Genomic DNA, 15,663 nt, shown 5'->3' with positions numbered 1-15,663 from the left:
GGCCGGCGGCGCATACTGCTCGGCTGCTGGGGCTCGTTCAACGACCCGGCGCACTGCGACTTCACCTATCGGAACATGGCCGCCTGGGGCCGGCAGATGTTCGTCACGCCCGGGGTCGTCGTCGACGGCAACCTGGTGACCAACGACCTGGTCGACATCAATCTGGGCATCCGCATCCTGCTGGGCAGCTCGTACTACGACGACTGGGCCGACCAGCCGCGGTTCGTCACCACCGACCCACTGGGCAACCCGGTGGACCGCCACCATCCCTGGAACCAGCACACCCTCCCCCACCCGGGCCGGCGCGACTTCGACGACAAGTACTCGTGGGTCATGTCGCCGCGCTGGTTCGACGGGACGGACCACCTGCCGCTCGACACCGGCGGCGGCCCGATCGCGCGGCTGTGGAGCACGGCGCTGTCCGGGCTGGTCGACATCGGCTATGTCCGGGCCACCGGCAGCAGTGTCCAGATCACGCTGCCGAAGTCGGCGACCGTCGGCGAGCGCACCTACGAATGGTCGATCCCCCGCTGGAGCAACGCACTGGAGCGCAACCGCGCCCGCACCTACTTCCAGGCCTACGCGGCGGCCTGCGCGGTGTACTTCGCCGAGCAGGCGCTGGCCGAGGTACGCGCCGGCCACAACCGCACCTGGGAACCGTTCGAGGTGCCGCAGGACGCGGTGAGCTGCGGCTTCACCGAGGCCGTCCGCGGCGTGCTGTCCCACCACATGGTCATCCGTGACGGGCGCATCGCGAACTACCNCCCCTACCCGCCGACGCCGTGGAACGCCAGCGTGCGCGATGTGTACGGGACGCCCGGTCCCTACGAGGACGCGGTGCAGAACACGCCGATCTTCGAGCAGAACCCGCCGGAGTCCTTCAAGGGGATCGACATCATGCGCACCATCCGCAGCTTCGACCCGTGCCTGCCCTGCGGGGTGCACATGCACACCGGCGCCGGGCGGACCCTGGAGGTGGTGCACACCCCGCACGCCTTCACCCCGGTGGGGTGAAGGCGATGACGGCGGCGACGGCCACCGACCCGCGCGGCGCCGCCGCTCGGGTGGAGGACCTGCTCGCCCGGCTGGAGCAGCTGGGCGACAGCCGGACGAGGGTGCTCGCCGAAGAGATCGTCCGGGCGCTGATGGAGTTCTACGGCGCCGGGCTCAGCCGGATCACCCAGCTCGCGGGCGCGGACACGGTGCGGCGCCTCGCCGCGGACCAGCACCTGTGCGCCGTGCTGGCGATGCACGGCCTGCACCCCGACAGCACCCGCGAACGCGTCGCGACGGCCTTCGAACAGGTCCGCGGCCAGCTGGGCGACCGGACCCCCGGCTACGAGCTCACCGGACGGGACGACGACCAGGTGGTCACCGTCCACTCGAACCACTCGAACGGCTCGGCGGCGACCCGCCGGGCGGTGATCGCCGCGGTCGAGGGTGCCCTCGCGGCGCTCGCCCCCGAGGTGCGCGTGGACGTCGAGGGCGGTGCCTCCGCGGACGATCTCGCCGCGGGGCGGGAGCTGCTGCCGGTCGTGGGCGTGAGCGCGTCGTGACCGCCACGCTGCGCCGCTTCCTGGTGCGGGACGCCGCCGCCGTCGCCGCCACCCGCTGCGAGTTCTGCGGCGAGGAGATCCCCGACGGGCACGGGCACGTCGCCGACCTGGCGGCCCGTTCCATCGTGTGCGCCTGTGCCGGGTGCCGGCTGCTGTTCGCCGCCGCCGGAGCCGGCGGCGGCCGGTACCGCGCGATTCCCAGCCGGTACCGCTTCGCCCCCCGGTTCCCCGCCGCGGCGGAGCTGCTCGCGGCCGCGGGCATTCCGGTGGGGCTGGCCTTCTTCGTGATCCACGACGGGCAGGTGAACGCGTTCTACCCGAGCCCGGCGGGGGCGACGCACTGCGAGCTGCCCGCCGCCCTGGAGGTGCCGGGGTGGCAGCCGGAGCCCGAGGTGGAGGCGCTGCTCGTGCACGTCACCCGGGATGGCCAGGCCGGCTACTTGCTGCCGATCGATGCCTGCTACCGCCTGGTCGGCGAGCTGCGGCTGCACTGGCGGGGATTCGACGGCGGTGCCGAGGCCCGCGCGCACGTGGCCGACTTCCTCGCCGCCGCCCGTCGGCGGGCGGGAGCGACGTCGACGGGTGCCGCCACCACGGAGGCCGGGTGATGGCCGAGCTGACCTTCACCTGTGTGGACGTCGCACCGCTGCGGCACGCGGCGGCGCCGACCCTGCGGTTCCGGCTGCGCATCGAGGAGCACAGCGGTGAGCGGCTGCACGCGCTGGCGCTGCGCTGCCAGATCCGGATCAACCCGGCCGCGCGCCGCTACGACGACGAGGAGTCCCGCGCGCTGACCGGGCTGTTCGGGGGCGGACCGCCGCACCCGATCCAGTTCGCGATGGTGTCGGCGACGGTGCCGGGTTTCAGCGGCGAGACCGACCTCGATCTCGACGTGCCCTGCACCTACGATCTTGAGGTCGCCGCCGGCAACTACTTCAGCTCGCTGCGCGACGGGGTGATCCCGCTGAACCTCCTGTTCAGCGGAACCGTGTTCGGGGTGGGAGCGCACGGCCTGCGGGTCGAGCAGGTGCCCTGGCATCTGGAGGCCACCTGCCGCCTGCCGGTGGCGTGCTGGCGCGACCTGATCGACCAGTACTTCCCGGGCACCGCGTGGCTGCGCCTGGACCGGGGCACCGTCGACGCGCTGGCGCGCTACCGGCTCGACCACGCCATCCCGACCGCCGACGCCGCGATCGTCGCCCTGCTGGCCGGCGAGACCCGGCCGGCCGAACAGCCGCCACCCACCGGGCAGGCACGACCCGCCGCGCAGACACGACTCGCCGGGCAGGCACGACTCGCCGGGAGGCCACGATGAGCAGAGCCGACACGGCCAGGCCGCCGGTCCCGCCCGAGCGGGCCACGATCCGGTCGCCNGGAAGCGGCGAGATCCTCGATTTCCTGGACGAATCCGCGCGGGCCGTGTCGGACACCGTCCTGTACGAGGGCTACCTCCTCTACCCCTACCGGGCGGACGCGCTGAAGAACCGCCATCGCTGGCAGTTCGGGGTGCTGATGCCGCCGGCGTCCACCGCGGCGGGTGAGCACAGCGACGCCCACACCGAGTTCCTCCTCGACGGCGGGCCGCGGACCCGGCTGAGGGTCGCCCTGCGCTGGCTGTGGGAACACCCCGGCGGGCGCGGCGAGGCCGCGGCCGGCCTGGCGGTGCGCGTCGACGACCTGCTCGACACCCCGGTGCGCTGGGAGCTGCCCGCCACGGCCCGCGCCCCGGAGCAGGAACCCCGGGCGCGGGGTGAGCTGCTCCTCGACGCCCAGCGGCTGCCCGGCCCCTACGGCGGATTCCGGGTCCGCGCCACGATCCGGAACATCTCCACCGAGGTGTGGCCGACGGGCGTCCACCCCGACAACCACGACAACCCCGACAACCACGACAAGCACGACGAACACGCCCGCGACCGCGACACGGCGCTGGGCACCGCGTTCATCGGGCTCCAGCTGGTCGCCCGCGGGTACGGGGGCCGGTTCCTCTCCCTCGCCGACCCGCCCGAATGGGCGGCCGAGGCGGCCGGAGGCTGCGTCAACGAACGGATGTGGCCCGCCCTGCTGGGCCGGCCCGGCCGCAGCGACACGCTGCTCGCCGCGCCGATCATCCTGCCGGACGATCCCCGGGTCGCGGCGGAGAGCCCGGCCCCGTTCTGCGATGCGACCGAGATCGACGAGATGCTCGCGCTGCGGACAGCCACCCTGACCGACACCGAGCGCCGGGAGGCCCGGGCGGACGACCCACGGGCCGCGGAGCTGCTCGACGCGGTCGCCGAGCTCGCTCCGGCCATGGTCGAGAAGCTGCACGGCCGCACCCGGATCACCCCGCCGCGGGCGGACGGGCCCGCCTCGGCACCCCCCGCGCACCTGACCGAGGGCAGCTCCGTGTGGGTGCACCCCCGGCGCGGGCGGACCGACGCCCAGGACATGTTCGTCGACGGCGCGGCGGCCACCGTCGCCGCCGTGCTGCACGACCTCGACGGCCGAACCCACATCGCGGTCACCCTGGACGAGGACCCGGGCGCCGACCTGCGCAGGGAGTTCGGTCGTTTCCTGTACTTCACCCCCGACGAACTGGCGCCGCGATGAGCGCCACGCTGGTCGCCGGGGTCGGGAACGTCCTGTTCGGCGACGACGGGTTCGGGGTGGAGGTGGCCCGGCACCTGCTTCGGGCCGGCCCGCCGCCGGGCGCGATCGTCGCCGACTACGGCATCAGCGGACTGCAGCTCGCCTTCGACCTCTGCTCGGGGTTCGACCTGGTGGTGCTCGTCGACGCGGTCGGGAGCGGGCACCCACCGGGGACGGTGACGCTGCTCGACCTGAGCGACCCAAGGATTCCGGCCGGCCTCGACGCGCACGGGATGCGTCCGGACGCGGTGCTCGACCTCGTCGCCACCCTCGGCGGGCATCTCGAACGGGTGCTGATGATCGGCTGCCAACCGGCCGAGATCGAACCCCGGATCGGGCTGTCCGCGCCGGTGGCGGCCGCGGTCGCCCCCGCCGCCCGGCTCGTCCGGTCCGTCCTGGAGAAGGCGGCGACCAGCCCCGGGGCCGGAAGCGGTGCCGGGGCCGGTCCGCGGACGCCCACCCTCGCACCCCCGGCAAAGGAGTGATCATGTCGCACTGGATGCTGCTCGCCGCCGTCACCGCGGGCCTCGGCGCCGTCGCCGTCGCCGTCGCCCCGGACATCCGGCGCTACCTGGAGTTCAGCCGCCTCTGACCGCGCCCCCGCCGGTCAGGCGGGAGATCCAACCCAACCTCCGGAATCGTCGGTGATCAGAATGTGCCTTGGTATCCCGGGCGAGGTCGTGGAGATCTGGCCGGACCGCCCCGACATCGCGACGGTGGACGTCAGCGGCGTGCGGCGGGCGATCAACATCGGGCTGCTGGACGCCTGCCCGCCCCGTCCCGGCGACTGGGTGCTGATCCATGTCGGCTTCGCGCTGTCCCAGATCGACGAGGCCGAGGCGCAGGCGGCGCTGGAGTTCCTCACCGGCCTCGGGCGCGCCTACGACGACGAACTGGTCGCCCTGCGCGCCTCGGCCATCGACTGACGGGACGTCCCTCGACTGATCGGACGTCCACCGACTGACGGGAGGTGGAGCTGATGCGTTTCGTCGACGAGTACCGGGACGCCGGCACCGCCCGGGCGCTGTCCGCCCGGATGGCCGAGCTGCTGGAACCCGGCCGCGAGTACGCCTTCATGGAGGTCTGCGGCGGGCACACCCACACGATCTACAAACACGGGCTGGAGGACCACCTGCCACCCGGGGTCTCCCTGGTGCACGGCCCGGGCTGCCCGGTGTGCGTCATCCCCATGGGCCGGGTGGACGACGCGATCCACATCGCCCGTCAGGACGGGGTCATCATGACCTCGTTCGGCGACATGATGCGGGTCCCGGGCAGCGGCGGCTCGTTCTTCGACGCGAACGCCGAGGGCACCGACATCCGGATGGTCTACTCGCCGCTCGACGCGCTGAAGATCGCGCGCGCGAACCCCGACCGGCGGGTCGTGTTCATGGCCATCGGCTTCGAGACGACGACGCCGTCCACGGCGCTGACGGTGCTGCGCGCGGCGGCGGAGGGCCTGCGGAACTTCTCCGTCTTCTGCAACCACATCACGATCGTGCCGGCGCTGCGGGCGATCCTCGACTCCCCCGACGTGCGGCTGGACGGCTTCGTCGGCCCGGGCCACGTCTCGACGGTCATCGGCTGCCGGCCCTACGAGTTCATCCCGCGTGACTACGGCCGGCCGCTGGTGGTCTCCGGCTTCGAGCCGCTGGACATCCTGCAGTCCATCTACCAGCTGCTGCGCCAGCTGCACGACGGGCGCTGTGAGGTGGAGAACCAGTACACCCGGGTGGTCGCCGCCGAGGGGAACCCGGTGGCGCTGGCCGCGATCGACCGGGTGCTCGAACCGCGGCCGGACTTCGAGTGGCGCGGCCTGGGGCACATCCCCTGGTCGGCCATGCAGGTGCGGGAGCGCTTCGCCGCCTTCGACGCCGAGCGGATCTTCGCCCCGCCGGGTGCCCGGGTCGCCGACCCGAAGGCCTGCCAGTGCGGGGAGGTCCTCACCGGGGTCATCAAGCCGTGGGAGTGCGGTGTCTTCGGCACCGGCTGCACCCCGGAGACCCCGATCGGGGCCTGCATGGTCTCCCCCGAGGGGGCCTGCGCGGCCTACTACAACTTCGGACGCCTCCGCCATCGCGCCGCCGCGGCGGCGCGCGGCCCGGCGGCGGCCGACGCCGGGAGCGGGAAGGCGATGAGCCGAGCATGACGGCGACCAGCCGGGGCACCACCCCGGCCCGCGCGGGAGCGGCCGGGGTGCTCGACCGGGTCGACGCGGCGCGGCGGCGGCGGCCGAAGCTGCGGGACACGCACATCACCTCGGCGCACGGCGCCGGCGGGAAGGCCACCGCGACGCTGGTCGACGCGGTGTTCCTGGAGGCGCTGCGCAACCCGCTGCTGGAGCCGCTGGAGGACGCGGCGGTGTTCACCGCCGGGGCCGAGCGCCTCGCGCTGACCACGGACTCGTTCGTGGTGACGCCGCTGTTCTTCCCCGGCGGCGACATCGGCGATCTCGCCGTCAACGGCACCGTCAACGACCTGGCGGTGGCCGGCGCCCGCCCGCTGCACCTGGCCTGCGCGGTCATCCTCGAGGAGGGGATGAGCGTGGCGGAGCTGCGGCGCATCGTCGCGTCCATGGCCGCCGCCGCCGCGCGCGCCGGGGTGTCGATCGTGACCGGGGACACGAAGGTCGTGCAACGCGGCCGCGCGGACGGCTGCTACATCACCACCACCGGCGTCGGGCTGGTCGACCCGGACCTGCGCCTCGGCGCCTCCCTGGCCCGGCCGGGGGATGTCGTCCTGGTCACCGGCCCGATCGGCGACCACGGGATCACGGTCCTGCTGGCCCGCGGTGAGCTGGATCTGCGCGCCGAGATCCGCTCGGACACCGCCCCGCTGGCGGACCTGGTCACGCGGCTGCTCGCGGCGGCGGGCCGGGACGGCGGGGTACGGGCGATGCGGGACGCGACCCGGGGCGGTGTGGCGACGATCCTGAACGAGATCGCGACGGCGTCCGGGGTCGGGGTGGTCGTCGAGGAGGACTCGATCCCGGTGCGGACCGAGGTCCGCGGGGCCTGTGAACTGCTCGGGCTCGACCCGCTGTACGTCGCCTGCGAAGGCCGGATGGTCGCCGTGGTGGCCCCGGCGGCCGTCGACGCCGCCCTCGCCGCGCTGCGGGCCGATCCGCTGGGCTCGGACGCGACGGTCATCGGCCGGATCGTCGACGACCCACCGGGGACGGTGCTGTTGAACACCGCCTTCGGCGGCACCCGCATCGTCGACCTGCTCGTCGGCGACCCGCTCCCCCGCATCTGCTGACCGGGGGGTGACGCATGCACGAGCTCTCGGTCACCGTCGGCCTGGTCGACATGATCGCCGAGCGGATCCCCGCGGGCGTCCGGGTCAGCCGGGTCAGGCTGGAGATCGGCCGGCTGTCGGGGGTGATGGTCGAACCGGTGCGGTTCTGCTTCGACCTGGTCGCCGCCGGCACGCCGCTGGACGGGGCGTGTCTGGAGGTCTCGCAGCCGCCCGGGTGGGGCCGCTGCCGCCGCTGCGGCGACGAGGTCGCGCTGCCCGACCTGCTCACGCCGTGTCGGTGCGGGAGTCATGAGATCGACCTGACCGGCGGTGAGCAGGTCCGGATCACCGCCGTCGAGGTCGTCGACGGACCGACCAACGGACCGACCGCGGGACCAGGCGGCGGGCGGCTCGCGGGGCGCGGGCAGGAGGTGTCCTGATGTGTGGCACGTGTGGATGCGCCGACAGCGGCACCNGGCGGACGATCCGCCTGGAGCTGGACGTCCTCGCCCGCAACGACGAGTCGGCCCGGGAGAACCGGGACTGGCTCGCCGCGCGCGGGACGTCCGCGGTGAACCTGATGAGCTCGCCAGGCTCGGGCAAGACCACGCTGCTGGAGCGCACGGTTCCGGCTCTCGCCGGCACCGTCGGCTGCGCGGTGATCGAAGGCGACCAGGAGACACCGCTGGACGCCCAGCGGATCCGCGCCACCGGCGCGCCCGCCGTCCAGGTGAACACCGGCACCGGCTGCCATCTGGAGGCCGGTGCGGTGGGCCGGGCGCTGCGCGGCCTCGACCCGCCGCCCGGCGGGGTGGTCCTCATCGAGAACGTGGGGAACCTGGTGTGCCCCGGCCTGTTCGATCTCGGCGAGTCCGCCCGCGTCGTGCTCGCCTCGGTGACCGAGGGCCCGGACAAGCCCGCCAAGTACCCGCACATGTACCGGGTGGCCGATCTCGTCCTGCTGACCAAGGTCGACCTGCTGCCCCACCTGGACTTCGACGGCGAGGCATTCACCGCCGCGCTGCGTCAGGTCAACCCGGCCGCCCGGGTGCTGCCGGTCTCGGCCCGGGACGGCTCGGGTCTGACGGCGTGGCTGGCCTGGCTGCGCGCGTTGGCGACCACCGCCTGACCGAGGCTGATCCCGCCGTCGTTACCCGGCACCTGGGAGTGGGTCAGCACCGCGAACCCCTCCCGGAGCAGGCCGTCCTCGATCTCGCCCAGCAGCCGCAGGTTCCCGAACACCCCGCCGGACAGCGCCACCGTCTCCGCCGCCGCACCGGGCAGCCGCGCCCGCAGCGCCACGCAGGTGTCGACGGTGAGCTCGGCGAGGCTGCTGTGGAAGCGGGCTGCGATCACCGCCGGCTCGATCCCCTCGCGCAGGTCCTCGACGACCCCGCGGACCAGTTCGGTGCCCGGCAGCCGCACCGGGCCACCGGAGCCGGAGCCGGAGCCGGGACCGGGACCGGGACCGGGACCGGCGTCCGGGAGGGGCGGGCCGACGTGGTAGCCACCGTGGTAGCCGGGGGCGGCGAGCCGCTCCAGCTCGATGGCCGCCTGCCCCTCGTAGTCGATCGTGTCGCGCACGCCGACGAGCGCGGCGACCGCGTCGAACAGGCGGCCGACGCTGCTGGTCAGTCGGACGACCGACCGCGCGCGGGCCAGGCTGACCACCGCGTCCCACCATCGTTCGTTGCGGCGGGCCACCGCCAGCAGCCGCCGGTCGGCCTCCCGCGGCACACCGCCGCAGGCCACCGCACCGCCGCCGCAGGCCACCGCACCGCCGCCGGCCACCAGGTAGGCGGCGGCCATCCGCCACGGCTCGCGGATCGCCGCGGCCCCACCGGGCAGCGGCACCGGTTCGAAGTGCGCGACCCGGGTGAAGCCGGCGAGGTCGGCCAGCAGGAACTCGCCGCCCCACAGCGTGCCGTCGGTACCGAAACCCAGACCGTCGAAAGCCACCCCGAGCACCGGGCCGGGGTGGCCGTTGTCCGCCAGGCAGGAGGCGATGTGCGCGTGGTGGTGCTGGACGCCGACGGTGGGCAGGTCCTGCTCGAGCGCCCACTTGGTCGACAGGTACTCCGGGTGCAGGTCGTGCGCGACCAGCTCCGGGGTGATGTCGAACAGCCGGCGCAGGTGCTCGATGCCGCCGACGAACGAGCGCATCGTCGCGTGGTTCTCCAGGTCGCCGATGTGCCCGGAGAGGAAGGCCCGGCGTCCCGCCGCCAGGCACACCGTGTTCTTCAGCTCGGCGCCGCAGGCCAGCACGGGCCGCCCGACCTCCCACGGCAGCCGCACCGGCTCCGGAACGTAGCCGCGGGAGCGGCGCACCAGGGTCTCGCGGCCGCGCACCGACCGGGCGACCGAGTCGTCCAGCCGGGCGTGGATGGCGCGGTCGTGGAGGAGGAAGCCGTCGGCGATCGGGCCGAGGGCGGCGAGCGCCTCCTCGTCCTCGAACAGGATCGGCTCGTCGGAGATGTTGCCGCTGGTGAGCACGATCGGGCCGGGCAGTCGCGCGAGCAGCAGATGGTGCAGGGGGGTGTACGGCAGCATCACGCCGAGCGTGCCGACACCGGGCGCCACCGACGGCGCGATGCGCGGCGGCCCGCCCGGGACCGCGTCGTCAACGCCACTCCGGTCGCCGGCACGACTCCGGTCACCGGCACGACTCCGGTCGCCGGGAGCGCGGGGGCGGCGCCGGTGGTCGAGCAGGACGATGGGCCGCCGGCGGTCGGTGAGCAGGGCGCGCGCGATCGGGTCGAGGAAGCACAGCTGTTCGACGGTGGCCAGGTCCCGGGCCATCACCGCGAACGGCTTGGCCTCGCGCCGCTTGCGCCGGCGCAGCGTCGCCACCGCGGTCTCGTCGGCGGCGAGCACCGCCAGGTGGTAGCCGCCGAGCCCCTTCACCGCCAGGATCCCGCCGGCCCGCAGCAGCGCCGCCGCCTGGTCGAGGGCATGGGCGCAACGCCGGGCCGGATCGGCGGGTGCGGGCATGAACCCCGCGCCCAGCCGGAAGCCGGGCCCGAGCCCGAACTCGGGCGTCAGCCAGAAACCGGCCGCCGGGCGGAAGGTAAGCGTGGGCCCGCACTCCGGGCAGCACACCGGCTGGGCGTGGAAACGGCGGTCGCCCGGGTCGTGGTACTCCGCGGCGCACCGGGCGCACATCCGGAACGGCGCCATGGTCGTCGCCGGCCGGTCGTAGGGGACGTCCTTGATGATCGTGAAGCGCGGGCCGCAGTTCGTGCAGTTGACGAACGGGAACTGATATCGCCGGTCGGCCGGGTCGGCCAGCTCGGCGAGGCAGTCCGCGCAGGTTGCGCTGTCCGCGCAGACCACGGTTCGCGCCCGCCCACCGGCGGGGTCCTGGTCACTCGCCGCGATGCGGAAGCCCCCCGCGGCCCGCCCGGCGCCGTCCGGGGGCTCACTGGTGACGTCCACGCTCTCGATCCGGGCCAGCGGCGGGGCTTCGCCGAGCAGCGCGGCGAGAAACGCGTTGATCCGGTCGTCGTCGCCGTCCAGCTCGATGTGGACGCCCTCGGGGTCGTTACCGACTTCGCCGCTCAGCCCCAGCCGGGAGGCCAGGCCATGCACAAAAGGGACGGAAGCCGACACCCTGCACCGTCCCAGTCACCTCGACCCTGACATGCTGTCGTGACGCCATGTTCCGAGTGTCGCGCAGGCTAGCGGGTATCGCCCGACGGCCCGGGATGCTCCGACGACTCGGGCACACCCGACACCCCGGAAAGTTCCGGCGACTCCGGGGGGGAACCGGGAGGGTCGCTCAGCGGGCGCCCGAAGGTCTCGTCGAAGACCAGGTCGGAGACGGCGCGGCGGCGCAGCCGGCGGNGGAAGTCGTGCTCGGGGTAGCCCACCGCCAGGTGCGCGGCGGTCGCGTACCCGGCGGGAATGCCGAGCAGCTCGGCCACCGCGGGCTCGTCCGCCACCAGCAGGGTGGTCAGGGCGCTGGCGACTCCCGCCGCGCGCAGGGCCAGGCAGAGGTTCTGCACGATCGGGTAGACGGACGCCCCGCCGACGATGCTCAGCCGGTCCAGCCCGGTGTCGGTGGGGTGCAGCGCCGCCAGCTTCGCGCAGACCACCACGAGCACCGGGACGTCGGCGAGGTTGCGCGCGAAGTGATCCGTGTCGGCCGGCGGGTCGATCCCGCGTTCGGCGAGGTAGGGCTCCCAGCGGGCACGGTAGAGCTCGGCGAGCGCGCGGCGGCGCTCCAGGTCGCGGACGACCACGAACCGCACCGGCTGCCGGTTCCCGCCCTGCGGGCCGAACCGCGCCGCGTCGAACGCGGCCAGCAGGACGTCCGCGGGCACCGGGTCCGGCCGGAACCGCCGGCAGGTGCCCGTCGTGCGCATCGCATGCAGCAGGTCCACGGGTCGATCCTGGTCGAAGGAGACGTTGACCCGCTGGAAGCTCTTGAACTGTTCCGCCTGCGCGTACGCCGTGTAGACCCGGCGGTCCGACTCCGTCAGCACGACGTCGTCCACGAACGGGGTGAGCAGGGCGCGCGGGTAGAGCCGGCCGACCCGCACCGCGTTGATCTCCATCGCGAACACGACCACGGCCGCCAGCAGATACAGCCAGGTCACCAGACCGAGCACCAAGGCGAACAGCCCGTACACCTGCGTACGGCCCTGAAGCTGGTACTGGAGCAGGTAGGTACCGGCCGACTGGACGACCTGCCAGCCCAGCGCCGCGATCGCCGCCCCGGGCAGGATCTCCCCGAACGAGACCTCCTTCACCGTGAGCAGCCGGAAGGCCACCAGGATCAGGCCGGTGTTGCCGGCGATACCGAGCAGCACCGCCAGCACCTGCAGGCCCACCCCGAGCCCCGTCCCCAGGTCGCTCGCCCGGGTCGTGATCGCCGACAGCACGGTGGTCAGCACCACACCGAGGCCGAGCAGACCGATCAGGCCGAAGCTGCGCACCCGGGCGAAGAACGGGTTCGGCCGGGAACGGCGCGGAACCGCCCAGACCGTGTCCAGCGCGTTGCCGAGCGCGCGCGCCACCCCGAGGCTGCCCCAGATACTGCCGAGGACACCGATGGCCACCGCCGCCGCGCTCCCCCGCAGCGCCTTCACGTCGCTGCGCAGCTGGTCGCCGATGATCGGGAACTGGCTGAGCGCCGAGCTGACCACCTGCTCCTGCAGGTCCGGCTGGCCGGCCAGCACGAAGCCGAGGCCGGTGGTGAGCAGCAGGAGCAGCGGGAACAGCGAGAGGAAGCCGTAGAAGGCGATCAGTGCGGCCAGGTAGCCGCCCTGGTCCTCGGTGAACTTGTAGACGACCGCGAGCGGGAACGCGACGCTGGGCCTTCGCTGCTGGGCACGATCCAGACGCGTGCCGAGGGCCATCCTGCGCCTCCTCGCCCCGCCGCGCCGCGACCGCGCCGAGGACGCCCGGGAAAGTTATCGACTGTCGACCGCGATAGTAGGGATGGTCTGCATCCGGACTCCCCGCAGGCCGCCAGATCTACACCGGGGACTGGCCGTCCGGGGCGGCGGCGGACTCGCCCGCACGCGGCCGCGGCGGGCCGGCGGCGGTGGCCGGCACCGGGCGGACCCCGTTGAGCCTGGCGAGGTAGGCGTTGTAGGCGTCGAGCTGCTCGTCCACGCCGACCGCGTCGATCCGCCGCTCCCGGTTGCGCGCGCGGCGCTCGTCGGTGCGCGCCNACTGGACGGCCAGCACGAGCATGACGATCAGGGTCGGGACCTCGCCGAACGACCAGGCGATGCCGCCGGCGGTGCCCTGGTCGCCCAGCGGGCTGGCGCCCCAGGGCCGGACGAGCGTGTCGTACCACCCGCTGCCGAGCACGGACGTCGTGCTCATCATGGTGAGCCCGAGGAAGGCGTGGAACGGAACCACGGCGACCAGCATCAGCACCCGCCCCGGGTGCGGCGGGCGCCGGGGCAGCGGATCGACCCCGATGAGCACCTCGAAGAAGTAGAAGCCCGTCATCAGGAAATGGGCGTTCATGAACAGGTGCCCGAGGTGGTCGTTCATCAGCTGGCCCAGCAGCGGGCTGAGGTAGATGACGTAGAGGCTGCCGGCGAAGTTCGCGGTGACGAACAGCGGGTGGGTCAGCACCCGCGCCGGCCACGAGTGCAGGGCCGCCACCAGCCATTCGCGGGGGCCGCCGCGGTAGGGCTCGGCGGCGGGCCGCAGCGCCCGCAGCGCGAGGGTGATCGGCGCGCCGAGCACCAGCGGGATCGGCGCCAGCATGGTGAGGATCATGTGCTGGCTCATGTGCACGCTGAGCAGCACCGGGCCGTAGCGCCCGAGGCCGCCGGAGGTGACGGTGAGGACGACGGCGAGCCCGCCGAGGAAGCAGATCGTGCGGCCGAGGGCCCACCGGTCCCCGCGGCGCGCCAGCCGGATCACGCCGGCCAGGTAGAGCCCGGCGGCGAGTGTGCACAGACCGATGAACACCCAGTCGGGACGCCAGTCCGCCAGCAGCCGCCAGGGGGTGACCGGCGGTGGCATCGGGTAGCCGAGCATGGCCTCGGTGGCATCCCCGGGCACCGCCGCGTCGTCCACCGGTGTGGGGGTCCGGGACAGCGCCGTGGCCAGGCCGAAGGTCGCCGCCAGCACAAAGATCTCGACCATCGCGAGCCGGAAGAACGTCTGGCGCCGCGCCCCGGAGGAGGCGGCGTTCCGGCCCGCGGACTCGTCCAGCGGACCGGCGGGCCTGTCGTCCGGCGAACCGGCGGGCTTCTCCGGTGAACCGGCGATCACCCGGCGGCGCAGCACGCCGCCCAGCGCGACCGCGACGAGCAGGCCAGCGGACTTGCCGAGGACCATCAGGCCGTAACGCTCGCCGACCAGCGGGCCGAACCCGCCGAGCCGGATCGCGGCACTGGCGATGCCGCCCAGCGCGGTCGCCGCGGCGGCGATCGCGGCCACCCGGGAGTAGCGGCGCAGCGCGGCGAAGAAGGCGGAGTCGGTGCCGCCGCGCAGGGTCAGCAGCGCCAGCAGGCCACCCATCCAGACCACGGCCGCCAGCACATGCAGGCCGAGCGCGACGACGGCCAGGCTGTGCTGCGACGAGCCGGCGGCATGGCCGGTGAACACGGGCGGGAGCAGCGCCACGCCGGCCAGGGCCAGCAGCCAGCCGGCGGCCACCGTCGACATCAGCGTCGGGCCGACCAGGGCGACGACCAGCGCGCACCCGGCCACGCCGACCAGCGCCTTGCCCTGCCCGGTCGCGCTGACGAACGAGCGCAGCGCCGCCGGGTCGAGCACCTCGCCAGCCGGGCGGGCGGTGATGTCGGAGGCGGTGAACACCAGCTCGGCGACGGTCGCCACCAGCCACACCCCGGCCGCCGCGGCGGCCGCGCGGCCACGACGGCGCGCCGCCGCACCGAGCCGGCCGTTCTTGGTCGGGATCAGGACGGCGGCGGCCAGCAGCCAGCCGATCGTCCCCATCGAGGCCACCTCACCGACGACCCGGGCGATCGGCAGCCCCCAGTGGGTCAGCGAGCCGGCGTCGGGAAGGCCGGGCAGGCTCGCCGCCGCCGGGATCAGGGTGACGGTCACCAGCAGCGCGATCAGCAGCAGCGCCGCACCCAGGGCGACCACGGGGGCGGTCACCGTCCTACCGCCGGTTCCGTCGCCGGTACAGCAGCACCGCGCCACCGAGGGCGACCAGCGCCGCGACGAGGACGCCGATGATCCACCAGTTCTCGCCCTCCTCCGGGGGTGCCGGTTCGAAGACCGGCGGCGTCGTGGCCGCGGCGGTGCCGGCTCCGCCCTCCGGGCTCGCCACCTGGCCGGCCGGTGACCCCGGCGCGGCGGCCGACGACGCCGCGGTGGGTTGCTGGGCCGCGGCGCCGCTCCCGGCGACCGTGAAGGAGAACTGGCCGGTGATCGGATGGCCGTCGGCCGAGACCACGCGCCACGTTACGTGGTACTCACCGGTTTCGGCACCCTGTAGTGGCACTGACAGGGTTGTCTCGATGACCTGCGGCGACCCGGTCGTGAGCTGGCGCCCGCCGCTGTCGGTCACCGCGACGGTCGCGTAGTCCGTCCAGACCGGTTCGTTGAAGACGAGGGAGATCCGGTCCGGCGGAGCCGTCAGAGCGGTCCCGTCGCCCGGTTCCGTGCGCAGCAGTCCCGAGTGGGCCGAGGCGGCGCTGGGGGTGAGAAGCATGGCGGCGCAGAACAGCAGCGTCATCGCTGCGAGTGCCCTGGGCCCGGCGCGCCGCACCGGGGCGGACGATCCTCGTTGCACCGGGCC

Annotated in this window: 16 protein-coding genes and 1 pseudogene; 13 read left to right on the top strand and 4 right to left on the bottom strand. The window is 74.0% G+C overall.

Annotated elements, in window-relative coordinates:
• The 13 genes and pseudogenes from UG55_RS16910 to hypB all read left to right on the top strand — a co-directional run.
• Window positions 1–763 (top strand): annotated as a pseudogene (locus UG55_RS16910) (nickel-dependent hydrogenase large subunit); the annotation flags it as partial.
• A gap of 1 nt (window position 764) precedes the next feature.
• The coding region (locus UG55_RS38255) for a nickel-dependent hydrogenase large subunit (protein ID WP_242424655.1) at window positions 765–1,014 on the top strand (250 nt) is incomplete at its 5' end.
• 5 nt (window positions 1,015–1,019) lie between these two features.
• Window positions 1,020–1,556 carry a hypothetical protein gene (locus UG55_RS16905; protein ID WP_066069862.1) on the top strand — a complete coding sequence of 179 codons (537 nt, stop codon included), beginning with the start codon at window positions 1,020–1,022 and terminating at the stop codon, window positions 1,554–1,556.
• Window positions 1,553–2,164, top strand: a complete 612-nt coding sequence (locus UG55_RS16900) for a DUF5947 family protein (RefSeq protein ID WP_066069830.1) — start codon at window positions 1,553–1,555, stop codon at window positions 2,162–2,164. Before UG55_RS16905 ends, UG55_RS16900 begins: the two co-directional genes overlap by 4 nt.
• Entirely contained in the window at window positions 2,164–2,871 is a 708-nt protein-coding gene (locus UG55_RS16895) for a DUF6084 family protein (protein ID WP_066069826.1), read from the top strand. Before UG55_RS16900 ends, UG55_RS16895 begins: the two co-directional genes overlap by 1 nt.
• 59 nt (window positions 2,872–2,930) lie before the next feature.
• Window positions 2,931–4,145 (top strand): hypothetical protein (locus UG55_RS16890; RefSeq protein ID WP_242424654.1); only part of this gene is annotated, 1,215 nt, incomplete at its 5' end.
• A complete protein-coding gene (locus UG55_RS16885) occupies window positions 4,142–4,669 on the top strand; it encodes a hydrogenase maturation protease (RefSeq protein WP_066069823.1) in 528 nt (175 codons plus the stop codon). The genes UG55_RS16890 and UG55_RS16885, both read left to right, overlap by 4 nt.
• A 2-nt stretch (window positions 4,670–4,671) precedes the next feature.
• The gene (locus tag UG55_RS47405) at window positions 4,672–4,776 is read left to right on the top strand and encodes a DUF6893 family small protein (RefSeq protein WP_396230934.1); all 105 of its coding nucleotides are present in this window, start codon (window positions 4,672–4,674) and stop codon (window positions 4,774–4,776) included.
• A gap of 61 nt (window positions 4,777–4,837) precedes the next feature.
• A complete protein-coding gene (locus tag UG55_RS16880) occupies window positions 4,838–5,110 on the top strand; it encodes a HypC/HybG/HupF family hydrogenase formation chaperone (protein WP_066069820.1) in 273 nt (90 codons plus the stop codon).
• A 53-nt stretch (window positions 5,111–5,163) separates the two neighbouring features.
• Complete coding sequence (gene hypD / locus UG55_RS16875; protein WP_066069856.1) at window positions 5,164–6,333, top strand: hydrogenase formation protein HypD; 1,170 nt, start codon at window positions 5,164–5,166, stop codon at window positions 6,331–6,333.
• A complete protein-coding gene (gene hypE / locus UG55_RS16870; RefSeq protein WP_066069817.1) occupies window positions 6,330–7,442 on the top strand; it encodes a hydrogenase expression/formation protein HypE in 1,113 nt (370 codons plus the stop codon). Before hypD ends, hypE begins: the two co-directional genes overlap by 4 nt.
• 14 nt (window positions 7,443–7,456) lie before the next feature.
• On the top strand, window positions 7,457–7,861 hold the full coding sequence (locus tag UG55_RS16865) for a hydrogenase maturation nickel metallochaperone HypA (protein ID WP_066069814.1): 405 nt from the start codon (window positions 7,457–7,459) through the stop codon (window positions 7,859–7,861).
• 36 nt (window positions 7,862–7,897) lie between these two features.
• Window positions 7,898–8,550 (top strand): hydrogenase nickel incorporation protein HypB (gene hypB, locus UG55_RS27475; RefSeq protein WP_242424653.1); only part of this gene is annotated, 653 nt, incomplete at its 5' end.
• Here the strand turns inward: hypB and UG55_RS16860 are convergent.
• From UG55_RS16860 to UG55_RS16845, 4 genes are all read right to left on the bottom strand, one after another.
• Complete coding sequence (locus UG55_RS16860; RefSeq protein WP_242424652.1) at window positions 8,448–11,030, bottom strand: carbamoyltransferase HypF; 2,583 nt, start codon at window positions 11,028–11,030, stop codon at window positions 8,448–8,450. The two genes, hypB and UG55_RS16860, sit on opposite strands and share 103 nt — an antisense overlap.
• Window positions 11,031–11,265: 235 nt before the next feature.
• A partial coding sequence (locus UG55_RS16855) for a YhjD/YihY/BrkB family envelope integrity protein (RefSeq protein WP_242424651.1) occupies window positions 11,266–12,781 on the bottom strand: 1,516 nt, incomplete at its 3' end.
• Between the two features lie 318 nt (window positions 12,782–13,099).
• Window positions 13,100–15,017, bottom strand: a 1,918-nt coding sequence (locus tag UG55_RS16850) for a cytochrome c oxidase assembly protein (protein ID WP_242424650.1), incomplete at its 3' end; no start/stop codon positions are given.
• 4 nt (window positions 15,018–15,021) lie between these two features.
• Window positions 15,022–15,657: a copper resistance CopC family protein gene (locus tag UG55_RS16845; RefSeq protein ID WP_242424649.1), complete on the bottom strand. Its 636-nt coding sequence runs from the start codon at window positions 15,655–15,657 to the stop codon at window positions 15,022–15,024.
• Window positions 15,658–15,663 lie beyond the last annotated feature (6 nt).

The sequence above is a fragment of the Frankia sp. EI5c genome (assembly GCF_001636565.1).
In the GTDB taxonomy this organism is placed as follows: Bacteria; Actinomycetota; Actinomycetes; order Frankiales; family Frankiaceae; genus Parafrankia.
Note: the sequence above shows the minus strand (reverse complement) of the source record. Positions and strands in the feature narration are given on the sequence as shown.